This is a genomic window from Streptomyces sp. NPDC045026 (assembly GCF_056432625.1).
This window is the reverse complement of record NZ_JBWKIS010000001.1, coordinates 495093-517805: the sequence shown is the minus strand read 5'-3', so window position 1 is coordinate 517805 and position 22713 is coordinate 495093. Positions and strand designations below refer to the sequence as shown.

Annotated in this window: 19 protein-coding genes; 11 read left to right on the top strand and 8 right to left on the bottom strand. The window is 71.1% G+C overall.

The features are described from left to right. Positions 1 to 78 precede the first annotated feature (78 nt). Both fusA and AC07EJ_RS02265 read right to left on the bottom strand, forming a co-directional pair. Entirely contained in the window at positions 79 to 2178 is a 2100-nt protein-coding gene (gene fusA, locus AC07EJ_RS02270; protein ID WP_478883556.1) for an elongation factor G, read from the bottom strand. Between the two features lie 339 nt (positions 2179 to 2517). Continuing rightward, positions 2518 to 2985: a DUF2000 family protein gene (locus AC07EJ_RS02265; protein WP_393585215.1), complete on the bottom strand. Its 468-nt coding sequence runs from the start codon at positions 2983 to 2985 to the stop codon at positions 2518 to 2520. A gap of 85 nt (positions 2986 to 3070) precedes the next feature. Between AC07EJ_RS02265 and AC07EJ_RS02260 the strand changes: the two genes are divergently transcribed. Both AC07EJ_RS02260 and AC07EJ_RS02255 read left to right on the top strand, forming a co-directional pair. Next, positions 3071 to 3883 carry a helix-turn-helix transcriptional regulator gene (locus AC07EJ_RS02260; protein WP_389481554.1) on the top strand — a complete coding sequence of 271 codons (813 nt, stop codon included), beginning with the start codon at positions 3071 to 3073 and terminating at the stop codon, positions 3881 to 3883. 100 nt (positions 3884 to 3983) lie between these two features. Next, complete coding sequence (locus AC07EJ_RS02255; RefSeq protein ID WP_478883555.1) at positions 3984 to 5195, top strand: FAD-dependent monooxygenase; 1212 nt, start codon at positions 3984 to 3986, stop codon at positions 5193 to 5195. Between the two features lie 11 nt (positions 5196 to 5206). Here AC07EJ_RS02255 and AC07EJ_RS02250 read toward each other — a convergent pair whose 3' ends face one another. Then, the gene (locus tag AC07EJ_RS02250) at positions 5207 to 6433 is read right to left on the bottom strand and encodes a SpoIIE family protein phosphatase (RefSeq protein WP_393585089.1); all 1227 of its coding nucleotides are present in this window, start codon (positions 6431 to 6433) and stop codon (positions 5207 to 5209) included. 169 nt (positions 6434 to 6602) lie between these two features. Then, positions 6603 to 7061 carry a MarR family winged helix-turn-helix transcriptional regulator gene (locus AC07EJ_RS02245; RefSeq protein ID WP_389481549.1) on the bottom strand — a complete coding sequence of 153 codons (459 nt, stop codon included), beginning with the start codon at positions 7059 to 7061 and terminating at the stop codon, positions 6603 to 6605. Positions 7062 to 7207: 146 nt separating this feature from the next. Here AC07EJ_RS02245 and AC07EJ_RS02240 point away from each other — a divergent pair, with 146 nt between their 5' ends. Then, positions 7208 to 7765, top strand: a complete 558-nt coding sequence (locus tag AC07EJ_RS02240; protein ID WP_389481547.1) for a hypothetical protein — start codon at positions 7208 to 7210, stop codon at positions 7763 to 7765. A gap of 44 nt (positions 7766 to 7809) precedes the next feature. Here the strand turns inward: AC07EJ_RS02240 and AC07EJ_RS02235 are convergent, their stop codons facing one another. Beyond that, the gene (locus AC07EJ_RS02235) at positions 7810 to 8610 is read right to left on the bottom strand and encodes an ABC transporter ATP-binding protein (protein ID WP_389489016.1); all 801 of its coding nucleotides are present in this window, start codon (positions 8608 to 8610) and stop codon (positions 7810 to 7812) included. A gap of 156 nt (positions 8611 to 8766) precedes the next feature. On the opposite strand from AC07EJ_RS02235, the gene AC07EJ_RS02230 reads away from it, so the two are divergent. From AC07EJ_RS02230 to AC07EJ_RS02215, 4 genes are all read left to right on the top strand, one after another. Continuing rightward, entirely contained in the window at positions 8767 to 9729 is a 963-nt protein-coding gene (locus AC07EJ_RS02230; RefSeq protein ID WP_393585087.1) for a threonine/serine dehydratase, read from the top strand. 153 nt (positions 9730 to 9882) lie between these two features. Then, positions 9883 to 11559: an NAD(P)/FAD-dependent oxidoreductase gene (locus AC07EJ_RS02225; RefSeq protein WP_389489011.1), complete on the top strand. Its 1677-nt coding sequence runs from the start codon at positions 9883 to 9885 to the stop codon at positions 11557 to 11559. Then, complete coding sequence (locus AC07EJ_RS02220; RefSeq protein ID WP_478883554.1) at positions 11556 to 13025, top strand: ATP-binding protein; 1470 nt, start codon at positions 11556 to 11558, stop codon at positions 13023 to 13025. The genes AC07EJ_RS02225 and AC07EJ_RS02220 overlap by 4 nt, the downstream gene beginning before the upstream one ends. Continuing rightward, positions 13022 to 13372, top strand: a complete 351-nt coding sequence (locus AC07EJ_RS02215) for a UBP-type zinc finger domain-containing protein (RefSeq protein WP_389489007.1) — start codon at positions 13022 to 13024, stop codon at positions 13370 to 13372. Before AC07EJ_RS02220 ends, AC07EJ_RS02215 begins: the two co-directional genes overlap by 4 nt. A 27-nt stretch (positions 13373 to 13399) precedes the next feature. On the opposite strand, the gene AC07EJ_RS02210 is transcribed toward AC07EJ_RS02215, so the two are convergent. Next, positions 13400 to 13969 carry an isochorismatase family protein gene (locus AC07EJ_RS02210; protein ID WP_478883553.1) on the bottom strand — a complete coding sequence of 190 codons (570 nt, stop codon included), beginning with the start codon at positions 13967 to 13969 and terminating at the stop codon, positions 13400 to 13402. 146 nt (positions 13970 to 14115) lie between these two features. On the opposite strand from AC07EJ_RS02210, the gene AC07EJ_RS02205 reads away from it, so the two are divergent. Then, positions 14116 to 14421 (top strand): cupin domain-containing protein, encoded by a 306-nt coding sequence (locus tag AC07EJ_RS02205; protein WP_478883552.1) that lies wholly within the window; start codon positions 14116 to 14118, stop codon positions 14419 to 14421. Between the two features lie 39 nt (positions 14422 to 14460). On the opposite strand, the gene AC07EJ_RS02200 is transcribed toward AC07EJ_RS02205, so the two are convergent. Continuing rightward, positions 14461 to 14913: a hypothetical protein gene (locus tag AC07EJ_RS02200; protein WP_393585085.1), complete on the bottom strand. Its 453-nt coding sequence runs from the start codon at positions 14911 to 14913 to the stop codon at positions 14461 to 14463. 203 nt (positions 14914 to 15116) lie between these two features. On the opposite strand from AC07EJ_RS02200, the gene AC07EJ_RS02195 reads away from it, so the two are divergent. After that, positions 15117 to 16202, top strand: coding sequence for an NAD(P)H-dependent amine dehydrogenase family protein (locus AC07EJ_RS02195; RefSeq protein WP_478883551.1), 1086 nt, complete (start codon positions 15117 to 15119; stop codon positions 16200 to 16202). Beyond that, positions 16202 to 16681, top strand: a complete 480-nt coding sequence (locus AC07EJ_RS02190; protein WP_389488995.1) for a carboxymuconolactone decarboxylase family protein — start codon at positions 16202 to 16204, stop codon at positions 16679 to 16681. Before AC07EJ_RS02195 ends, AC07EJ_RS02190 begins: the two co-directional genes overlap by 1 nt. 45 nt (positions 16682 to 16726) lie before the next feature. Here the strand turns inward: AC07EJ_RS02190 and AC07EJ_RS02185 are convergent, their stop codons facing one another. Further along, positions 16727 to 18370, bottom strand: a complete 1644-nt coding sequence (locus AC07EJ_RS02185) for a GMC oxidoreductase (protein WP_478883550.1) — start codon at positions 18368 to 18370, stop codon at positions 16727 to 16729. A gap of 325 nt (positions 18371 to 18695) precedes the next feature. On the opposite strand from AC07EJ_RS02185, the gene AC07EJ_RS02180 reads away from it, so the two are divergent. Continuing rightward, positions 18696 to 22697, top strand: a complete 4002-nt coding sequence (locus AC07EJ_RS02180; RefSeq protein WP_478883549.1) for a Pls/PosA family non-ribosomal peptide synthetase — start codon at positions 18696 to 18698, stop codon at positions 22695 to 22697. Positions 22698 to 22713: the final 16 nt, after the last annotated feature.

Below are 22713 nucleotides of genomic sequence, written 5' to 3'. Positions count from 1 at the left end.
GGCTGTGTGAACTCCGGCCCGCTCAGCGGCCGGACGGCCCCGCCCGCCCTCGGGCGGACGGGGCCATCGCTCCCGTTGCTACCGCGATACGACCTGATCGGACACGGCACCCGGCACCCGGGCGTAGCCGGTCGCCCGGCTGGTGAATGTGCCCCGGCCCTGGGTCCGGCCGCGCAACTGGGACGCGTAGCCGAAGAGTTCGGCCAGGGGCACCGTCGCCGTGACGACCGCGGTGCCCGCGCGCATCGCGGAGGCGGAGATCTGACCGCGGCGCGCCGCCAGGTCCCCGAGCACCCCGCCCACGGCGTCCTCGGGCACGGTGGCCGTGACCTCGACCACCGGTTCGAGGAGCGCCATGACGCTCGCCCGGAAGGCCGCCCTGAGTGCGAAGCGGCCGGCCGTGCGGAACGCCATCGGCGAGGAGTCCTTGGGGTGCGTGGACCCGTCGGTGAGCGTGACCCGCACCCCGGTGACCCGATGGCCGCCGAGGGGGCCCTCGCTCAGGGCGTCCCTGCACCCGGCCTCCACGGCCTGGACGTAGTCCCGCGGCAGCCGTCCGCCGGTGACGACCGACCGGAACTCGAACTCCGCCGCGCCCTCGCCCGTACCGTCCTGAGCGATCGCCATGGGCTGCACGTCGATGACGACGTGCGCGAACTGGCCTGCTCCTCCCTCCTGTTTGACATGCCGGTACACAAGCCCGGACACCCCGCGCGAGACCGTCTCCCGGTAGGCCACCTGCGGCCTGCCGACGCCGACCTCCAGGCCGTGGGCCCGGCGGATCTTCTCCACCGCCACCTCCAGATGCAGCTCGCCCATGCCCGAAAGGACCGTCTGGCCGCTCTCGCGGTCGGTCCTGACGACGAGTGAGGGATCCTCCTCGACGAGTCGTGCGAGCGCCGACACCAGCCGGGCGCTGTCGGCGTTCCTGCGTGCCTCGACCGCCACGGAGACGACCGGCTCGGCCACCGTGGGCGGTTCCAGGACGACAGGCGCGTCGGGTGCGCACAGGGTGGCGCCGCTGCGGGCGGACTTCACGCCGGCCACCGCGACGATGTCCCCGGCCACCGCGCGCTCCACCTCGGTGTGCCGGTCGGCCTGGACGCGCAGGATCCGGCCGATCCGCTCCGTACGCCGTGCGCCCGCGTCCCACACCGCCTCTCCCCTGTGAACCGTTCCCGAGTACACCCGCAGATAGGTCAGACGCCCACGAGGAGTCGCCTGCACCTTGAACACCAGCGCGGCCAGCGGTGCCGCCGGATCGCAGGTACGCTCCTGCTCGTCGTCGCCAACGGCACCGCGCACCGCGGGAACGTCGAGCGGTGACGGCAGATAGGCGACGACCGCGTCCAGGAGCGGCTCGACACCGCGGTTGCGGTACGCCGATCCGCACAGCACGACGACGCCCTCACCACTGCGCGTCAGATCCCGCAGCGCCGCTGTCAACGTCCCGGCGGACAACGCCGATCCGTCGCAGAACTCCTCCAGCGCGCCGGGATGCAACTGCGCCACCGTCTCCTCAAGGAGCCGTCTGCGCCGCCACGCCTCCTCGCGCAGCCCTTCCGGCACCGGCCCCTCCTCGTACGTGTCGCCGCCCTCTCGCCACGTGAGAAGGCGCATGCGGATCAGGTCGACGACACCGGCGAACGCGTCCTCGCGGCCGACCGGCAGCTGGACCACCATCGGGACCGTCTCCAGGCGCCGGCGCATCGACTCGACTGCCATGTCGAGGTCGGCACCGGCGCGGTCGAGCTTGTTCACGAAGGCGATGCGCGGCACGCCGTGGCGGTCGGCCTGCCGCCAGACCGACTCGCTCTGTGGCTCGACGCCCGCGACGGCGTCGAACACCGCGATCGCGCCGTCCAGGACGCGCAGGGAGCGCTCCACCTCGTCGGCGAAGTCGACATGGCCCGGGGTGTCGATCAGGTTGATCCGGTGCCCGTCCCACGCACAACTGACTGCCGCGGCGGAGATGGTGATGCCCCGTTCGCGTTCCTGGATGTCGAAGTCGGTGACGGTGGTGCCGTCGTGGACCTCGCCGCGTTTGTAGGTGGCGCCGGTGGTGTAGAGGATCCGTTCGGTGACGGTGGTCTTCCCGGCGTCGACGTGGGCGAGGATGCCCACGTTACGGACGGCGGTCAGGGGGTCGGTGTCATGACGGTGCAGGTTGGTACGCACGCCTGTGGCCTTTCAGGTGGTTCCACACAGAGGCAGCGCGATGACCGGACGGACCACACAACGGGCCCCGCCGAAAGGGCGGTTCAGGGTCGTGCGGACACGTGAGGTGTCAGATGTCCGTCGCGGGTGTCCGGTACCGGCCGCGCAGCCGGTGCCGGGCGCACCGAGACACCAGGATCACCTCGAACCGTGACCGGGGAACGACGACAGCGATGCGATGACGCACGGCCCGGCTCCCCTCACTTGTCACGGCGCGCGCTGCGACGTGGGGCAGCGGCGTGAATACGTGGCGAGTGTAGGGAACCGGGCCCGTGCCGGGCACCCGATTAAACGGCGGGCTCAGGGATGCATCCGTGCCCCCTTGAGAACCTTGTCGACGGCGTTGCGCGGGCCGTACACAGCCATGCCCACCAGGTCCAGCTGGTCCGCTGCCACGGCCCGCACGGCCGCGCGGTTGTCCCGGTCGTTGCCCGTGCCGAACAGCTCCGCCGTGAACACGGCCGTCGGCAGCGAGCGGGACAGGGCCCGTCCGTGCGCCGTGGTCAACGTCTGCTTGGACCCCTCGAAGACCAGCACCGGCTGGCGGAACATCGGCAGGTACGCGGTCGCGTCGGCGTCCTCGTACGGGGCTCCGACCACCTCGGGAGCCGCCGTACCGAGCCCGCTGACGAGGAACGCGGTCACGTTGAGCCGCTGCCAGGGCTCCAGGTCGTCGCGCAGCAGGACGGCGATCTTGGTGTCGAAACGGACGGGCGCGGGGCCGGAAGGGGCACCCGCCCCGGCCGGGGTCGACGTCGGCGTCCGCATCGCAATGTCGGTGAGGGTCTCGTCCATCGTTCTCATGCCTCGAGACTGCTCTGTCCACGCCGGTCCGGTCTTGTACGTTCCTTGCATGGTGCCCCGGCCCGAGATCTCCGCCTGGCGCCCGCAGGTCGCGGGTGTCGTCGAGGTCTTCCACGCCCACTTCACGGAGCACGCGTACCCCATGCACGTCCACGACGTGTGGACCCTGCTGATCGTCGACGACGGCGCGGTCCGCTACCACCTGGACCGCCATGAGCGCGGCACCCCGGACGACACGGTCAGCCTGCTTCCGCCGCGTGTCCCGCACGACGGGGCGCCCGCCACCGCCCACGGTTTCCGCAAGCGCGTCCTGTACCTCGACATGACGCAGCTCGACGAGACCTTCATCGGAGCGGCGGTGGACGGGCCCGACCTCACCGACCCCGTCCTGCGCACCCGCGTCGGCCGGCTCCACCGCGCCCTCGCGCACCCGGGCGACGAGTTCGAGGCACAGAGCCGCCTCGCCCTGATCGCCGAACGGCTGCGCACCCACCTGCGCCCCGGGGTCCCCGCTCCCGAGCGGCCCGGCCGGGGCGTGGCCCACGACCTGCGGGACCTTCTGGACGCACGGCTCCTCGACGGCATCTCTCTCGAAGAGGCGGCACGTCTCGTCCACGCCCATCCGACCCATCTCGTACGCGCCTTCAGTGGCGCCTTCGGCATCCCGCCGCATCAGTACGTGATGTCCCGCCGCATCGACCTGGCGCGCCGCCTGCTCCTCGCCGGGCAGCCGCCCGGCGAGGTGGCGACCTCCGCCGGCTTCTACGACCAGTCCCACCTGACCCGGCACTTCAAGCGGGTCCTCGGCACCACCCCGGGCCGCTACGCCGCATCGCACCCTGAGCGCTTCGGGTGCTTTTAGCGGGTGTTGTACACGTTCACGCACCCACTTCCCCCTACCGTCGTTGCACGGATGCCGCCGGGCTCCGAGGCCGGGCCGCGACGAGACCCAGGGAGTGTGCGTGAAGGTTGTCTGTGTCGGTGGAGGTCCCGCCACCCTGTACCTCTCGATCCTGCTGAAACTTCAGGCCCCTTCGCACGACATCACCGTCTTCGAACGGAACCCGGCCGGATCCACCTACGGCTGGGGGGTCACGTACTGGCCGGACATGCTGGAGCGGCTCAGGCGCCACGACCCGCACTCCGCGGCCGAGATCAGCGAGGGGTCGCTGCGCTGGCGTGACGGCGTCGCCCACGTCGGAGAGCGCACCACGACCCACCAGGGCGACGAAGGCTTCGCCATCGGCCGGCACAAGCTCCTCGGCATCCTCGCCCGGCGGGCGGAGTCCCTCGGCGTCTGCATCGAGTACGGCCACGAGGTCCCCGACCGCGCGCAGCTGCCCGAGGCCGACCTGGTCGTGGCCGGTGACGGCGCCAACAGCCGTATGCGCGACCGCCATGCGGGCCACTTCGGCACGCACACCACCCTGGGCCGCAACCCCTACCTCTGGCTCGGCACGACCAAGGTGTTCCGCTCCTTCACCTTCGCCTTCGCCGAGACGGCCCACGGCTGGATCTGGTGCTACGCCTACGGGTACAGCGGCGAGCACAGCACCTGCGTCGTCGAGTGCTCCCGGACGACCTGGCAGGGCCTGGAACTCGACCGACTGCCCCAGCCGGAGGCCCTGCGCCGCCTGGAGGGAATCTTCTCCTCGCTCCTCGACGGCCACCCCCTCGTCGGACGAAGCGACCTCGGCGGCCCGGCCCCCTGGCAGACCTTCCGCACCCTCACCAACCGGACCTGGTCGCACGGCAATCTGGTACTGCTCGGCGACGCCGCGCACACCACGCACTACTCCATCGGCGCGGGCACGACCCTCGCGATGCAGGACGCGATGGTCCTGGCGAGCTCCCTCGCCGACGCGAAGGCGATCCGGCCGGCGCTCGCCCACTACGAACGCATCCGCAAGAGCGAGCTGCTGTCCGTCCAGAGCGCGGCCCGGCACAGTGCCCAGTGGTACGAGAACCTCCCCCGTTACATCCACCTCCCGCCGGCCCATATGTTCGCCCTGCTCGGCCAGCGGCACTCGCCGCTGCTCCCCCACGTCCCGCCGCAGCTCTACTACCGGATCGACCGGGCCGCCGATCAGATGCAGTCGCTGCGCAGGCTCAAGCAGTGGCTGGGACCGCGCCTCGCCCGGACGCTCCAGAGCCGTAACTCCGCGCGCGGGTGAGGCGCGTCGGCTCAGAGCCGGATGATGACGAAGGCCGTGTCGTCGGAGTTGCCGCCGCGCGGGATCAACTCGGCGAGGACGGCGTCGGCGAGGCGTTCCGCGCCCGCCGACGCGTTGCGGGTCAGGCAGTCGGCAAGCCGCGTCAGGCCCGTGTCGATGTCCTCACTGCGCCGTTCGACCAGGCCGTCGGTGTAGAGGACGAGGGCGGCCCCGTCCTCGAAGGCGGTCTCGGCCTGCGGTCTGGGGGTGTGTACGAGGCGGGCGCCGAGCGGTGGGTCGGTCGCGTCGTCGAGGAATTCCACGGTGGCGTCGGCGTGGAGCAGCGCGGGCGGAAGGTGGCCGGCGCTGCTGTAGGTGACGGTGTGGCGGTCGTGGTCGATGACTGCCAGTGCGGCGGTGGTGGACTCGGCGCCTTCGACCGAGCGGGCGTAGAGGCCGAGTGCGTCGAGCGCGGCCGCGGGACCGTCGGCGACGCGCACGGCGGCGCTCAGGGCGCTGCGGAGCTGGCCCATGACGCCGGCCGCGTGCAGTCCGTGGCCGACGACGTCACCCACGGCCACCGCGAGCCGGTCGCGGGGCAGTTCGACCAGGTCGTACCAGTCACCGCACACGTTCAGGGTGCCCACGGCCGGCCGGTAGCGCACGGCAGCCCGGCCGCTGCCGACGGATTCCGGCATCGGCAGCATCGCGGCCTGGAGGGTCAGGGCGACCTCGCGCTCGCGGGCGTGGGCCTGGCGCAGCCTCTCGTTGACCTCCTGAAGTTCCCTGGCGCGGGTGTACAGCTCCGCCTCCAGCACCCGGGCCCGGTCACCGTCGCGGCCGCCCTTGGCGCGGATCAGCTCGGTGACCTCCTCCACCCGGTGCAGCAGCAGCACGACGCTGCCGTCCGGACCGAGGATCGGGGCGTTGACCGGGCTCCAGTACCGCTCGTCCCACTGGCCGGGCCGGTCGGGGTACTCGACGTCGTACCGCTGGAGCGCCATGGCATCGCGTTCCCCGGTGGCCGCCACCCTCCGCAGTGACCGCTCCAGGTTGCGCATGCCGGTCGCACCGTCGTCGTTGGGGTTGTCGGGGAACACGTCGAACAGATACCGGCCGACGAGCTGTTCGCGGGTGCGTCCCGACATCTGGCAGAACGCCTCGTTCGCATCCGCGTACACGAGGTCGGGCCTGAGCAGTGCGACCGATCCGGGCAGCGCCTGGAACACCTGCTCGTAGTCGATTCCGGAATCCCTCACGACGCGTCCCGCCTCCTTGCCTGTGCCGCGCGCGCGACGACGGGTGCCGGGGCGCTCGCGGTCGAACGACCACAGGGTGTCCCAGCCGCAGAGGCCGGAGCTCCAATTACGTCATCGGTGGCGTGTCCCAGGTCGTGTCCGCGAAGTCCCGTCGTCCGCCCGGCCGCGGTCAGTGATGCCAGGCGTGGCCGCCCGTGTTGTGGATGAAGCGCTGCAGCACCTTCAAGGTGGTGAGGTACTCCTCGTCCGAGACGCCCGCATGCCGCTCGGCCCACAACTCCCGCTGGAGCGCGGCCACTTCGTCGAAGAAGTCCTTGCCGGTCGCCGTGAGCGAGAGCCGCTCCCCCGTGTCCTCGGTGATCCAGCCGTGGGCGATGGTCGCGTCGATCTCCTCCGCCAGACCGGCCGCGCCCACGTCGAGGTAGCCGCCGAGGGTCTCGGTCACCTCGCCCCGGGTCTGGACGTGATCGGCCCGTGCGACCTGCGCGAGGACCCACCACTGCGGCTGGGTGGTGCCCTTCTCCGCGAGGGCGCCCCGCGTGCGGGTGACGACCGCCTTGTAGGCGGCCCAGGCCCAGTAGCCGATGGGCTGCTCGATCAGTTCCACGTCGTTGTGCGAGAACTCCATGGCTCATTCACTCCGTCCGGTGCGCGAGGTCCTTCGGTACCTTCGAGCCTAGAAGCTGAACCATGGTTGAGGTCCAGGGCTTGCGGCGGGAAAGATCGCGCGATTTCGGATCGCGCGCGGCGGCCGCGCGCTGGCACCCTGCTGTCATGAGTGATGCGGAAGTGCTGCTCCTCGGCGGGCGGGCCGGTGTCGGCAAGACGACGGTGGGCTGGGAGGTGTCTGCCCTCCTGTGCGCCATGGAGGTGTCGCACGCGGTGATCGAGGGCGACTTCATGGGGCAGGTACATCCGGCGCCTCAGGGCGACCCGCACCGGGCCGGGATCACCGAGGACAACCTGACGGCCGTGTGGGGCAACTTCGCCCGCCGCGGCTGCCGCCGCCTCATCTACACGAACACGGTGAGTGTCCTGCCCGAGGCGGCCGGCATGTTCGAGCGCGCAATGGGAACGGGCGTGCGGATCGTACGGGTCCTGCTCACCGCCTCCGACGCCACCGCCGGCGTGCGGCTGACCGCCCGCGAGCTCGGCTCGGAGCTGGAGAAGGAGCTGCAGGGCAGCGCCCGCAAGGCACGCCTCCTGGACGAGCGGGCACCCGCGGACACGGTCCGGGTGGCGACCGACGGGCGGACGGTCGCGGACATCGCCGGCGAGGTGCTGGCCGCGACGGGCTGGGCCGACCGGCCTCCCGTATCAGGGTGGGCCTAGGGCCGTGCCCGCAACACCCCGTCCGCCCCGCGACGCCTAGGGCCCTAGCCGGCTGTTCCCGAGCGGGCCAGCCAGCGGCCCCCGTGGCGTGACACCTCGATGGGGCGGCCGAAGCAGGTCGTCATCCGGGCGGCCGTGAGCACCTCGTCGGCCCGGCCCTGCGCCAGCACGCGACCGTCACGCAGGAGCAGGGCGTGGCCGATCGCCGGCGACAGCTCCTCCAGGTGGTGGGTGACGGTGATGGTCGCCAACTCGCGGCGCCCTTCCGCGAGTTGACGCATCGTGTCGATGAGGTCCTCACGCGAGGGCAGGTCGAGTGCGTTGAACGGCTCGTCGAGCAGGAGCAGGGACGGGTCCGCCATCAGCGCACGGGCGATGAGAATGCGGGCCCGCTGGCCGCCGGAGCAGACACCGTACGGCCGGTCGGCGAGCTCCTTGATGTCGAGTTCGGCCAGGAGCGTGTGCGCGCGCTCGCGCACGTCGGCGTCGTACTTGCGCCACAGCGGCTGCACGGTGCCGGTGTGCCCGGTCAGGACGACGGTGTGCCCGGTGAGGTCCTGCGGCACGCGCTGCGCGCTCGACACCAGGCCGATGTGCGCGCGCAATTCCCGTACGTCGACCTTGCCGAGGCGGTGGCCGAGGACCTCGACGGTGCCGGTGGTGGGGTGCATCAGGGCGCCGATGAGGCGGAGCACGCTGGTCTTGCCTGCGCCGTTGGCGCCGAGCAGGGCCCAGTGTTCACCGGACCGCACCGTCCAGTTGATGTCGTCGAGGATGACCTGGCCCGTCGTGAACCTGCGCACGCAGGCCCCGTCGAGGGCGGCGACGATCCGTCCGTTGCTCACTTGACGCCTCCTGTCGAATGGACCGGCACAGGTTAGCTGCACACGGCATTCAAACGCGGAGATGTCCAGTTCATGGACCTCGGCGGGCCGCTACGGGCGCTTGACCTCGGCCCCTTCTCGTAGGGTCGTCATCACCGCTCACCCGAGGAGAAGCTCGTGACCATTGCCTTCAACGACGTACGGGCCGCAGCCGACCGCATCGCGGGGCACACGAGGCCGCTCGTCGTGGCGCCCATGGACGACGGGGCGTTCGGTGAGGCCCAAGGGTGGCTGGCGCTGGAGTTCATGCAGCACACCGGCTCGTTCAAGGCGCGCGGCGCCTTCAACTTCGTCAGGAGTCACGTAGAGGCCGGCCTGATGCCGGACGCGGGTGTCGTCATCGCTTCAGGGGGCAACGCCGGGCTCGCCTGTGCCTGGGCCGCGGCCCGGCACTCCGTCCAGGCCACCGTCTTCGTCCCCGAGACGGCTCCGGCGGTGAAGGTCGACAAGCTGAGGCGGCTGGGCGCCACGGTCCGGCAGGTCGGCACGGAGTACGCACAGGCGCTGGACGCCTCGCAGAAGTACGCGGCCGAGAGCGGCGCCCTGGAGTCCCACGCGTACGACCACCCGCTGATCGCGGCCGGTGCCGGCACGGTCATGGAGGAGCTCGTTCAGGCGTGGCCCGGCATCGACACCGTCCTGGTCGCGGTGGGCGGCGGCGGACTGTTCACGGGCATCGCCGTGTCGGCGCGGGAGCACGGCGTGCGCGTCGTGGCCGTGGAGCCGGAGCGCTGCTGCGCCCTGCACTCCGCTCTGGAGGCGGGCGCGGTGGTCGACGTACCGGTCGACTCCGTCGCGGCGGACTCCCTCGGCGCGCGCCGTACCTCCGACATGGCGCTCGAATGGGCGGGCCACGACCACGTACGGTCCGTTCTCGTGCCGGACGAGGCGATCGTGTCGGCCCGCAAGGCCCTGTGGGACGAGCGTCGGCTCGCGGTGGAGCACGCGGCGGCCACGGCGCTCGCGGCGGTGACCTCCGGCGTCTACACGCCCGCACCCGGCGAGCAGGTCGCCGTGATCCTCTGCGGCGCGAACACGGACCCCGGCGACCTCACGCGGGGCACACGCCTCCCGGTCTGACGCAGCGCATCCCCGCGGTCACGCACCCCGCGGGCGTTCCAGCGCGAACCCGGGCGATCGAACTTACGATGGGGTTCTCCGGTAGCTCCCCCGCGCACGCCCGCGGAGACCGGCGCCGGGGCGAGACGCCGATGAGTTCGGGGTGGAAGACGCATGGCACAGGCCGCAGGCCCAGCGCGCACCGTCATCCTGACCGTGGACGACGACCCGGGGGTCTCCCGCGCCGTCGCCCGGGACCTGCGGCGGCGCTACGGCGAGTCGTACCGGATCGTCCGCGCGGAGTCCGGGGCGTCCGCCCTGGATGCGCTGCGCGAGCTCAAGCTGCGCGGCGACCTCGTGGCGGTGATCCTGGCCGACTACCGGATGCCCGAGATGAACGGCATCGAGTTCCTCGAGCAGGCCATCGACATCTATCCCGGCGCGCGCCGGGTCCTGCTGACCGCGTACGCCGACACGAGCGCGGCCATCGACGCGATCAACGTGGTCGATCTCGACCACTACCTCCTCAAGCCCTGGGACCCGCCGGAGGAGAAGCTCTATCCCGTCGTGGAGGACCTGCTGGAGACCTGGCGGGCCACCGACCGCAAGCCTGTGCCGACCACGAAGGTCGTCGGACACCGGTGGTCGGCGCGGTCGTCGGACGTGCGGGAGTTCCTCGCCCGTAACCAGGTGCCTTACCGGTGGTACTCGTCGGAGGATCCGGAGGCCAGGTGTCTGCTGGCCGCCGCCGGGCAGGACGGCTCGCGGCTCCCGCTCGTGATCACCCCGGACGGCACGGCCCTGGTCGAACCCGAGGACGCGGAGCTGGCGGCGCGGGTGGGCCTGGCGACGACGCCGACGGCCGACTTCTACGACCTGGTCGTCGTGGGCGGCGGCCCCGCGGGGCTCGGCGCGGCCGTCTACGGGGCGTCCGAGGGGCTGCGGACCGTGCTCGTGGAACGCTCGGCGACCGGCGGGCAGGCGGGCCAGAGCTCACGGATCGAGAACTACCTCGGATTCCCGGACGGCGTGTCCGGGTCGCAGCTCACCGAGCGGGCCCGCCGGCAGGCCACGAAGTTCGGCGCCGAGATCCTCACCGCTCGAGAGGTGACGGGCCTGGAGGTGAACGGCGCCGCACGTACCGTGCTGTTCTCGGACGGCTCCGCGGTCTCCGCGCACAGCGTGATCCTTGCGACCGGTGTGTCCTACCGGCAGCTCGACGCCCCCGGCCTCTCGGGACTCACGGGGTGCGGGGTCTTCTACGGTTCCGCGCTGACGGAGGCGAGCGCCTGCCAGGGACACGACGTGTACATCATCGGCGGCGCGAATTCGGCGGGACAGGCCGCCATGTTCCTGGCCAGGGGCGCCAAGTCCGTCACGCTACTCGTGCGGGGCCCGTCGCTGTCCGCCTCGATGTCGCACTATCTCGTCCAGCAGATCGAGGACGCGCCCCACATCTCCGTACGCACCGGCACCGTCCTCGACGCCGCGCACGGATCCGACCATCTGGAACAGCTGACCCTGCGCGACGTGGCGAGCGGGCACACCGAACTCGTCGACGCGCAATGGCTGTTCGTGTTCATCGGGGCGGCCCCGCTGACGAGCTGGCTGGAGGGGACGGTGCTGCGGGACGGGCGGGGATTCATCATGGCGGGTCCCGACCTGACCCCGGACGGACGGCCCCCCGCGGACTGGGATCTCGACCGGCCGCCGTACCACCTGGAGACCAATGTGCCCGGCGTGTTCGTGGCCGGGGACGCGCGCTCCGAGTCCGCCAAGCGCGTCGCGTCCGCCGTCGGAGAGGGAGCCATGGCCGTCATGCTCGTACACCGGTACCTGGAGCAGTCGTGAACGGGCGGCGGGTTCCGTGCAGCCGCGAGGAGCTGGGGTCCCTGTTCCTGTTCGAGAAGCTCGACGCGGACCAGCTCGACCGGCTCTGCCGCGAGGGCCGCGTGGAGGCCTTCGAGCCCGGGCCCGTATACGGGGAGAGCGATCCGGCGACCTGCTTCTACGTACTCCTCGAGGGCGAGCTCGTTCTGTCGCGCCGCGTCGGCGCCGACGACGTCGAGGTGAACCGGAGTTCCAGCCGCGGTGTGTACTCCGGCGCCTTCCAGTCCTATCTCGGCGATCGCGCCCCGCAGACATACAACAGCTCGATGCGGGTCACGGAGCCTTCGCGGTTCTTCGTCCTGCCGGCCGACACCTTCGCGGCCGTCGTGCGGGAATGGTTCCCCATGGCCGTCCACCTGCTGGAAGGGGTCTTCTTCGGTGTCCAGAGCGCGCAGCAGAGGATCGGGCAGCGGGAGCGGCTCCTCGCGCTCGGCTCACTGTCGGCCGGGCTCACCCACGAACTCAACAATCCGGCCGCTGCGGCCGCGCGGGCCACGTCGTCGCTGCGGGAGCGGGTCGCGGGCATGCGGCACAAGCTGGGCGCGATCGCCGCGGGCCCGTACCGGCGGGCCACGTTGGAGACGCTCATCGAGATCCAGGAGCGGACGGCCGAGCAGGTGTCCAAGGCTCCTGTGCTGACCCCCCTCGAAACCTCCGACCGCGAGGACGTCCTCACGGACTGGCTGGACGACCACGGGATCACGGCCGGCTGGCAGCTGGCGCCGAACTTCGTCCAGGCGGGCCTCGACGTCGACTGGCTCGACCAGGTCGCGTCGGCCGTCGGCGAGGAGACCCTCGAAGGCGCGATGCGGTGGCTGAACTACACGGTCGAGACCGAACTCCTCATGAACGAGATCGAGGACTCCACCGCGCGGATCTCCCACCTCGTCGACGCGGCCAAGCAGTACTCCCAGATCGACCGGGCCCCTTCCCGGTTCGCCGACGTGCACGAACTGCTCGACAGCACGCTGATGATGCTCTCCGGCAAGTTCGGCGACGGCATCAAGGTCGTCAAGGACTACGACCGCACGCTTCCCGAGGTCCCCGCCTACCCCGGCGAACTCAACCAGGTGTGGACGAACCTGATCGACAACGCGGTCGCGGCGATGAACAGCACGGACGGCGAGGGCACGTTGACCGTGCGCACCGCGCTCGACCGTGACCATCTGCTCGTGGAGTTCCGCGACACGGGGCCGGGGATCCCGGCAGAGATCCGTGGCCGCATCTTCGACCCGTTCTTCACCACCAAGCCGGTGGGCGAGGGAACCGGGCTCGGCCTCGACATCTCCTGGCGCATCGTCGTCAACAAGCACCACGGCCATCTCGAAGTGCACTCCACGCCCGGAGACACGCGCTTCCAGGTGTTTCTCCCCCTCACCTCCCCGGACCCCGAGCCCGTACCCGAACCCCCTCAGGAGCCTTCATGAGCACCCCGAACGGAATCGACCCTTCGGTCCCGCCGAGCGGCGATGGATGTGTCGAGTGCGACGCGCTCGGCGGCTGGTGGTTCCATCTGCGGCGCTGCGCGCAGTGCGGCCACATCGGCTGCTGCGACGACTCACAGGGCAAGCACGCGACGGAGCACGCCAAGACCACGGGCCACCCGGTGATCCGCAGCTTCGAGCCGGACGAGAGCTGGTTCTGGGACTACAACACGTCCTCGCTCATCGAATCGGGCCCGGACCTCGCGCCCCCGGTCAGTCACCCGACGTCCCAGTCGACCCCCGGCCCCGCGGACCGAGTCCCCTCCAACTGGGCCGAGTTGCTGGGCTGACGGGGGCCTGGCGAGCCGGGCTCCGGATCAGGCCGACCCCGAGGCCGTGAAGATCACGTCCGCCGAGTGCGTCGTCGTGTCCGCGTCGCCGCCGAGGGCCCAGGCCGCAACCCTCGACACCGTGGCCGCCGGGACCTCCTCACTGATACCAGGGGCCGCCGGGACGTTCTGCGTCGCGTGGGCGTCGTACGGCAGAACCACCCGGTAACCCCGCGCGAGAGCGGTGCGGGCCGTCGCCTGGACGCACATCTCTGACATGACGCCGCAGACCGCGACCGCCTCGACCCCCGCGCCCGCGAGCACGCCGCCCAGCGTGGTTCCGTCGAAGCCGTCGTCCTTGGGCTTGCGGATCACGACCTCGGCGGGGCCCGGCTCGACCGGGTGGTGGAGCTCCCAGCCCGGCGTGTGCGGTTCGTCGTCCGCCCCGGGCGCCCCGTCGTTCTGGAGGTGCACGACGAGCGCCCCGCCGCTGCGGGCGCGTGCGATCAGGTCGGTGGTCCGCTCCACGAGACGGTCCGCGTCGGGTACCGCCCCGTCGCCGACGACGAACTCCGACTGGACGTCCACGACTATCAGGGCCTCCACGCGATGAGTCATGCGGCCATCATGACCGTCGCGGCCGGGTGCCTCCACGAGGTTTTGCCCGCCCCCGCGTCTGTGTTCCACTGACGTCGGATGCCGATCAGGCCTCTGACGTGGGCGTTGGACCCGGCGCCCAATGATCGAGAGCAGGGAGAAGTGCGATGACGACGACCGCGAAGCCGAGCGTGCAGCACGAGGACGAGCAGGTGCGGGTGACCCGCTGGGACTTCGAGCCCGACACGCGTACCGGCCGTCACGTCCACGAGCACGACTATGTGGTCGTGCCCGTGGTGAACGGCCGGATCAGCGCGTTCGCCGCCGACGGCACCGTGACCGAGTCACAGCTGCGCGCGGGCGAGTCCTACGCGCGCTCCGCGGGCAGCGAGCACGATGTCGTCAACACGGGCGGCACGCGGCTGGCGTTCGTCGAGATCGAGCTCAAGGGGACGTCGGCGGCCGTGGCGTAGCGCTCTGTCTGTCATCTGACGGCGGTCATCTGACGGCGGTCACTTGACGAGGTACTTGCAGCCCGCGATCGACTTACCGCCCTTGTTGTCCGCGACCTGCTTGCCGTCGACCTTGATGACGCAGGATGCCGGCTCGAGCTGTCCGTCCGAGGCGGTCGCCGAGCCGGGGACGATCGACACCAGGCTGCCGACCTTCAACTCGGCGCCCTTGATGGTGAGTTGGGTCGTCTTCGTCCAGGGCAGTTTCACCTGTTCCGTCTTGCTCTCGCCGGCCGTCCAGAAGACCTGCGTACTGCCCTGGCCCTGCACCTCGAAGGTCACCTCGCGGGTGGCCTCCTGACCCCCGGCCGGCTTCGAGGCGGCGTGCGAGGGGGCCTTCGACGTGTCCTGCTTCGCCCCGGCCTCCTTGCTGTCGTCCCCGCCGCTGCCGCATCCGGTCAGCAGAGCGGCTGTCGCCGCGACCAGAGCAATGCCGGTTACCGTCCTGCGCACGATTCCTCCGTGATCCCCGTACAACCAACTCGGCATGTCGGCCCGTGCACATCTCGCGCGGGCCGAACTGCCGAGCATACTGGGGCGCCCGGGACGGTCACGCGGAGCGTAGGCCGTCCGTCCGCATCTCCTCCGCTCTCCTCGAATCTCCTCGACTCGTCATGGCTCTAGGAAGGTTCGGGCCCCGGCGCTACCCTCCGCGCATGATTTCGACCGTTGTCTGGGGTACCGGAAATGTCGGGCGCGCGGCGATCCGTGCCGTCGAGGCCCACCCGGGGCTGGAGCTCGTCGCCGTGCTGGTCCACGACCCCGCGAAGGTCGGCCGCGACGCCGGTGAACTCGCAGGCCTGGACCGCGAGTTGGAGGTCAGGGCAAGTGACGACATCGGCGCGGTGCTGGCCGCCCGCCCTCGCGCCGTCGTCTACGCGGCCTCCGGCGACATCCGCCCCGACGACGCCCTGGCCGACATCACCCGGGCCATCGGGTCCGGCGCCGTCGTCGTCTCCCCCGCCCTCTATCCGCTCTACGACCACCGAAGCGCCCCGCCGGAGTTCCGGGATCCGGTGGTGGCCGCCATCGCGGACGGCGGCGGCTCACTGTTCGCCTCCGGAGTCGACCCGGGCTGGGGCAACGACGTCCTGCCGCTCCTGGTCAGCGGGCTCGGCAGCACCGTCGACGCGATCCGCTGCCAGGAGATCTTCGACTACTCGACGTACGACCAGCCCGACTCGGTACGGCTCCTGGTCGGCATGGGCCAGCCGATGGACTACGACCCGCCCATGCTGTGGCACACCGTCCCCACCATGGTGTGGGGCGGGCAGATACGACTGATGGCGCGGGCGCTCGAGGTCGAACTCGACGAGATCCGCGAGACGTTGGACCGCCGCCCGCTCGATGCCACGGTGAGCACGCGCACGATGGGCGACTTCGAGGCCGGTACGCAGGGCGCCGTACGGTTCGAGGTGCAGGGCGTCGTCGGGGGCGAACCCCTCATCGTCATCGAACACGTCACCCGCATCCACCCGTCCTGTGCCCCGGACTGGCCGACGCCGCCCGACGGCACCGGGGCACACCGGGTGATCATCGAGGGCCGTCCGCGCATCGAGGTCACCGTCGAGGCCGCGGACGAGGGCGAGAACAGGTCGGCCGGCGGCAACGCCACCGCCGTCGGCCGCCTCGTGAACGCCATCGACTGGCTCGTGGACCAGGCCCCGGGCCTCTACGACGCGCTCGACGTCCCACTGCGCCCCGCAGTCGGAAAACTCGGCCATCGCGGAAGGAAGCAATGATGATCATCGACATCCCCGAGGGACAGGAACCGATCGGTTACGTCTGGGGGGACATGGTCCCCGGCATCGGCATGGCGGCCGCCAACTTCTCCCTTTCCGTGTACGCCCATACGACGCTGGGGCTGCGGGAGTTCGAGGCGGCCCGGCTGCGGATCGCGCAGATCAACGGGTGCCAGTTCTGCCTGGACTGGCGTACCGACCGGGAGGGGGAGAAGGTCGAGGAGTCCTTCGCCGATGCGGTGACCGAGTGGCGCACCACCGACATCTTCGACGACCGGACCCGCCTCGCGGCCGAGTACGCCGAGCGGTACGCACTCGATCACCACGGTCTGGACGAGGAGTTCTGGGCCCGGATGACGGCCCACTACAGCCAGGTCGAGATCGTGGAGCTGAGCATGAGCATCGGCTCCTGGCTCGCGTTCGGCCGGCTCAACCACGTACTGGGCCTCGACACCGTGTGCGCACTGCCCACGGCCTGAGACGCGGGGGCCGGGCGCGCGGCCCCCGCGTTCCGCACCTTCCCTCTACAGATCCGTCGCGATGATCTTCTCGATGTTCCGCTCGGCGAGCGCCGTGATCGTGACGAACGGGTTGACGCTCGTGTTCCCCGGGATGAGCGAGCCGTCGATCACGTAGAGGCCCGCATAGCCGTACAGGCGGCCGTAGTTGTCGGTGGCCTTGTTCAGGACCGCGCCACCGAGCGGGTGGTACGTGAGGTGGTCGCCCCAGATCTTGTACGTACCGAACAGGTCGGTGCGGTAGATCGTGCCCTCCTTCGCGTTGATCTTGTCGAAGATCGTCTTGGCCATGTCGATGGAGGTCTGTTTCCAGGCCGTCTGCCAGTTCAGATCGGCCTTGCCCGCCTGCGCGTTCCACGAGAACTCCGCGCGGTGCGGGGTGTTGGTGATCGACAGGTAGAACGAGGCGTAGGTCTCGATCCCGGTCGGCAGCGGCGCGACCTCGGCAAACGCTCCCCCTGCCGCCCAGTTGTCGATGCCGCCGCAGGGGATCGACGCCTGGACCTTGCCGGTCGGGTCCCACAGATGATTCGCGCGGCCGCACATGACGTTGCCGTTGTCGCCCCAGCCCTTGCCGACCTCGCCGTTCAGCGCGGGCAGGGCACCGGTGGCCTTGAGCTTGACCAGGAGCTTGCTGGTGCCGACGCTGCCGGCCGCGAAGAACACCCGGTCCGCCGTCACGGTCTTGGTGGCGATGGTGGTGCCAGTGGTGTCGATCTGGTCGATGACGACCGTGTATCCGCCGCCGGACGCGGGCGCGACCGAAGTCACCTTGTGCAGCGGCGAGATGGAGACCTTGCCCGTGGCCTTGGCCTGCGCCAGGTAGGTCTTCTGGAGTGACTTCTTGCCGTAGTTGTTACCGTAGAGGATCTCGCCGGCGAGCGCCGACTTGGGGGCGGTGCCGGCCGCCTCCTGCTTCATGTAGTCCCAGTCGTACACGTCGGGCACGAAGACGAAGGGGAAGCCGGAGCGCTGGGCGTGCTTGCGGCCGACGCGCGCGAACTGGTAGCACTCGGCGCTCTCGAACCAGGCCGGGTCCACGGTGCCGACACCGAGAGCGGCGTTGGCGCGCGGGTAGTAGGTCGCATACATCTCGGCCGCGTCGACCGACGGGAGGATGGCGCCGAAGTTCTCGCGCTTGGGCGTGACCGCCATGCCGCCGTTGACCAGGGAGCCGCCGCCGACGCCGCGGCCCTGGTAGACGATGATCCCGCCCATTTCCTCGGCGTCCAGAATTCCGGTGTAGCGGGGGACGTCTTTGTCGAGCGGGAAGCCGAGGAAGTTGCTCAGGGGCTGTTTGGTCTTGGTCCTGAGCCAGTAGGAACGGGCGTCCGGGCTGGTCGTGTTGGCGAATATCTTGCCGTCCGGTCCGGGGGTGTCCCAGGCCATCCCCATTTCGATCATGTGGACGTCGACGCCTGCCTGGGCGAGTCTCAGCGCGGCCACGGAGCCGCCGTATCCGGTGCCGACGACGAGGACGCGGACGTGCGCGCCGGGGTCGATGGGAGCTGCGACGGAGGCGGTGGCCGCATGGGCCGCGGTGGCGTGAACCGACAGCGCCGCGGCGCTCAGAATAGAACCAGTTCCAGCGATAAAAGTGCGTCGCGAGACGTTCTTGGAACTGTTTGCACGCGTGGTGGAACCACTCATGGCACGTTCCTCACTTTCGATGGAATCGAAACGAGTTCTACTGCCGATGGCGCATCAAGTCACTACACAAGAACAGGTAATTCATGTGCGCCGAATAGGTAACTCGCGTCCACTCCTCACCGGGTGCACCGCTGGTCCCGGAGCGGCCGTCGACAGACGTGGCGGAGTCAGCACTGTCACACAGATCCAGGCAAGTCCCTGCATGTAAACAATCGAGCGGGTTACTACACTTCGTCAGGTTGTTCGGCGCCCGGCCGGACCGGCAGCACGGCTTTCATGCGGGATCACCGTTGATCCGGCTCCGGCGGCGACACGCAAGGAACCCATGACGAGCTCAGACAACGGCAGCGACGTCCCCCAGCCGGACGGACCCTTGGACCTGGTCGAACCCCTGGACCTGGCGCTCACCACGCCCGCCGACGCGGAGTCCTTCGAGGACAGCACGGTGGCGGCACGCGGTGGGCGGGCCCTGTTCACCGCGTGCCCCGCCGCACCCGCCCGCACCCTCATGAACATCTTCGGGGCGTCCGTGCGCGACCACCGTGACGAGGTGGCCCTGGACGACGGCGCGAAGCAGCTCACATACCGGGCGCTCGCCGACGAGGTGGAGAACCTGCGGGTGCGGCTCGCGTTGGCCGGGGTCCGCAGGGGCGACCGGGTCGGGGTCCGCGTCCCGTCCGGGACCAATGATCTCTACATCGCGATTCTCGCGGTGCTCGCCGTCGGTGCGGCCTACGTACCGGTGGACGCCGAAGACCCGGACGAGCGCGCCGAGTTGGTGTTCGGCGAGGCCGGGGTCCGCGCCGTCGTCGGCGCCGGCCACGACCTCACCGCATGGGGACCGGAGGGCGCGAAGGAGGACGGAGTCCGCACACCCCCGGGGTCCGCGGCGTGCCTGCCCGGAACCGAGGACGACGCCTGGATCATCTTCACGTCCGGCTCCACCGGGAAACCCAAGGGCGTCGCGGTCTCGCACCGCAGCGCCGCCGCGTTCGTCGACGCCGAGGCCGCGCTGTTCCTCGCCGACGAACCGATCGGCCCCGGCGACCGCGTACTTGCCGGCCTGTCCGTCGCCTTCGACGCCTCGTGCGAGGAGATGTGGCTGGCCTGGCGCAACGGCGCCTGCCTGGTGCCGGTTCCGCGCTCCCGCGTCCGCAGCGGCGCCGACCTCGGGCCCTGGCTCGTCGAGCAGGACATCAGCGTCGTGTCGACGGTGCCCACGCTCGCCGCGCTGTGGGAGCCCCACGTCCTGGACGACGTACGCCTTCTCATTTTCGGCGGTGAGGCGTGCCCGCCCGAGCTGGCACAGCGCCTGGTCACCGAGGGCCGCGAGGTGTGGAACACGTACGGGCCCACCGAGGCCACGGTCGTCGCCTGCGCGTGCCTCATGACCGGCGAGGAGCCGGTCAGGATCGGACTGCCGCTGGACGGCTGGGAGTTGGCCGTCGTCGACGAGGCCGGCGACCCCGTCGCCCTCGGCGCCACCGGCGAGCTCGTCATCGGCGGCGTGGGACTCGCCCGCTATCTCGACCCCGCCAAGGACGCCGAGAAGTACGCGCCGCTGCCCTCCCTCGGCTGGGAGCGCGCCTACCGCAGCGGCGACCTGGTCAGGGCCGATCCGGAAGGTCTCGTCTTCCTGGGGCGCGGGGACGAGCAGATCAAGCTCGGCGGGCGCCGTATCGAGCTCGGGGAGGTCGATGCGGCTCTGCAGGCGCTTCCCGGCGTCGCCGGGGCGGCCGCCGCCGTGCGCACGGCGCGCAGCGGCAACCAACTGCTCGTCGGCTATGTCGTCACGCAGGACGGCTGGGACCGCGCCGAAGCCGTCGAGCGCCTGCGGTCCGCGCTGCCCGCCGCCCTGGTGCCGCTCCTCGCCCCCGTCGAGAGTCTGCCCACCCGCACCTCCGGGAAGGTCGACCGGGCCGCACTGCCCTGGCCGCTGCCCGACCTGGAGACCTCCACCGGTCCCGCCGAGCAGCTGTACGGCACTGAGGCGTGGCTCGCCGAACAGTGGGCGCACACGCTCGGGGTGTCCGTGACCGGCGCCAAGGACGACTTCTTCGCGATCGGCGGGTCCAGCCTGGCCGCCGCCCAGTTGACCACCCGGTTGCGCACCCGCTACCCCAGCGCGGCCGTCCTCGACATCTACCTGCACCCGACGCTGCGCAAGCTCGCCCGTCATCTGGAGGAGTCCGCGCAGGAGACCGAGGCGCACCGTGACGTCGGGCCGGTTCCGGTGCGGGCCCAGTTCCTTCAACTCCTGCTCCTGCTCCCGCTGTTCACGCTCGTCGGGCTGCGCTGGTGCGTGGCTCTGGCCGCGCTCGGCAACGTCCTGCACTGGTTCGGGTCCTACGCGTGGGCTCCGGCCGTGTCCTGGTGGTGGGTGGCCGCGGGCGCGGCGGTGCTCTTCAGCCCGGCGGGGCGGCTCGCGCTCGCCGCGGGAGGCGCGCGGCTGCTGCTGCGGGGCGTCGGGCCGGGCACGTATCCGCGCGGCGGCCAGGTCCATCTGCGGCTGTGGACGGCGGAGCGGCTCGCCGAGTACAGCGGCGCGACCTCGCTGACCGGCTCGTGGCTGCTGCGGTACGCGCGCGCCCTGGGCGCCCGGATCGGCGCCGACGTGGACCTGCACTCGCTGCCGCCGGTGACCGGCATGCTCAAGCTCGGCCGCGGCTGCGCCGTCGAGGCCGACGTGGACCTCTCCGGGCACTGGCTGGACGGCGACCGTCTGGTGATCGGTGCCGTCAAGGTCGGCGGCGGCGCTGTCGTCGGCACCCGCAGCCTGCTCTTCCCCGGTGCGCGCGTCGGCAAGAAGGCCGAGGTGGCCCCCGGATCCGCGGTGACGGGGCAGATCCCGACCGGCCAGCGCTGGTCGGGCTCCCCCGCCGTGAAGCTGGGCAAGGCCAAGCGGGACTGGCCGAAGCAGCGGCCGAAGCGGTCGTACGGGTGGCGGCTGATGTACGGGGCGTCGGGCGTCGCCCTGTCCGCGCTGCCGGTGCTCGCGGCCGTGCCCGCGCTCGCGGTGGCGCTCCGCTTCGTGCCCGCGCAGGCCGCCCTCGCCGAGGCGCTGCGCGGCGCGCTGCTCGCGGTGGTTCCCGCCGCACTGGCCTTCGGATGCGCGTACGCGCTGGCGCTGGTGGGCGCCGTGCGACTGCTGAGCCTGGGGCTGCGGCCGGGGCTGCACCCGACGCACAGCCGCATCGGCTGGCAGTCCTGGACGATCACCCAGCTGATGGACGCGGCCCGCCAGACGCTGTTCCCGCTGTACGCGGGCCTCGTCACGCCGGTGTGGCTGCGGCTGCTGGGCATGAAGATCGGCCGTCGCGCGGAGGTGTCCACGGTCCTCGCTCTGCCGAGCCTCACCACGGTCGGTGACGGGGCGTTCCTCGCCGACGACACCCTGACCGCGCCGTACGAACTCGGCGGCGGCTGGGTGCGGATCGGGCGGGCCGCGATCGGCCGGCGGGCGTTCCTCGGCAACTCCGGCATGACCGGGCCGGGACGGAGCGTCCCCGACGGAGGTCTGGTGGGTGTCCTGTCGGCCACTCCGAAGAAGGCCAAGAAGGGCACGTCGTATCTGGGTCTGCCGCCGATGAAACTGCCGCGCGCTCCCGAGGGCGGCGACCACTCCCGTACGTACGACCCGCCGACGCGGCTGCTGTGGGCGCGCGGCGCGGTGGAACTGTGCCGGCTCGTGCCCGTCTTCTGCTCGGCGGCGCTCGCCGTCCTTACGGGCGGGGCCCTGTGTGCGCTCGCCTCGGCGGCCGGCGTGGGCTGGTGGGCGACCGCCGCGCTGTCCGGGGCGGTGCTCCTCGGCACGGGCGGTGTGGGCGCGTTGACGGCGGTCGCCGCCAAGTGGCTTCTCGTGGGCCGGCACCGGGCCGGTGAGCACCCGTTGTGGAGCGGCTTCGTCTGGCGCGACGAGCTGGCCGACACGTTCGTCGAGGTGGTTGCCGTGCCTTGGCTGATCGGCGCGGTGCCGGGCACCCCGCTCATGACGCTGTGGCTGCGCGGCCTGGGCGCACGCGTCGGCCGGGGCGTGTGGTGCGAGAGCTACTGGCTGCCGGAGACGGACCTGGTGACGCTGGGCAGCGCGGTCAGCGTGAACCGCGGCTGCGTGCTGCAGACGCACCTCTTCCACGACCGGATCCTGCGGATGGACAAGGTGACGCTCGGCGGGGGTTCGACGGTGGGCCCTGGCGGAATCGTCCTGCCGGGCAGTACGGTCGGCGCTCGCGCCACTCTGGGGCCCGCGTCCCTGGTCATGGCCGCGGAGTCCGTACCGGACGACACGCGCTGGCTGGGCAATCCGATCGAGGCCTGGCGGTCCTAGAAGGGCGGACACACCT

Excerpts from the sequence above, each read along its gene's own strand:
- AC07EJ_RS02195 (WP_478883551.1), top strand. The coding sequence starts at position 15,117 with ATGATTTCGACCGTTGTCTGGGGTACCGGAAATGTCGGGCGCGCGGCG.
- AC07EJ_RS02265 (WP_393585215.1), bottom strand. The coding sequence starts at position 2,985 with ATGCGGACGCCGACGTCGACCCCGGCCGGGGCGGGTGCCCCTTCCGGC.
- AC07EJ_RS02180 (WP_478883549.1), top strand. The coding sequence starts at position 18,696 with ATGACGAGCTCAGACAACGGCAGCGACGTCCCCCAGCCGGACGGACCC.
- AC07EJ_RS02185 (WP_478883550.1), bottom strand. The coding sequence starts at position 18,370 with ATGAGTGGTTCCACCACGCGTGCAAACAGTTCCAAGAACGTCTCGCGA.
- AC07EJ_RS02190 (WP_389488995.1), top strand. The coding sequence starts at position 16,202 with ATGATCATCGACATCCCCGAGGGACAGGAACCGATCGGTTACGTCTGG.
- AC07EJ_RS02260 (WP_389481554.1), top strand. The coding sequence starts at position 3,071 with ATGGTGCCCCGGCCCGAGATCTCCGCCTGGCGCCCGCAGGTCGCGGGT.
- AC07EJ_RS02245 (WP_389481549.1), bottom strand. The coding sequence starts at position 7,061 with ATGGAGTTCTCGCACAACGACGTGGAACTGATCGAGCAGCCCATCGGC.
- AC07EJ_RS02210 (WP_478883553.1), bottom strand. The coding sequence starts at position 13,969 with ATGACTCATCGCGTGGAGGCCCTGATAGTCGTGGACGTCCAGTCGGAG.
- AC07EJ_RS02225 (WP_389489011.1), top strand. The coding sequence starts at position 9,883 with ATGGCACAGGCCGCAGGCCCAGCGCGCACCGTCATCCTGACCGTGGAC.
- AC07EJ_RS02240 (WP_389481547.1), top strand. The coding sequence starts at position 7,208 with ATGAGTGATGCGGAAGTGCTGCTCCTCGGCGGGCGGGCCGGTGTCGGC.
- AC07EJ_RS02205 (WP_478883552.1), top strand. The coding sequence starts at position 14,116 with ATGACGACGACCGCGAAGCCGAGCGTGCAGCACGAGGACGAGCAGGTG.
- AC07EJ_RS02215 (WP_389489007.1), top strand. The coding sequence starts at position 13,022 with ATGAGCACCCCGAACGGAATCGACCCTTCGGTCCCGCCGAGCGGCGAT.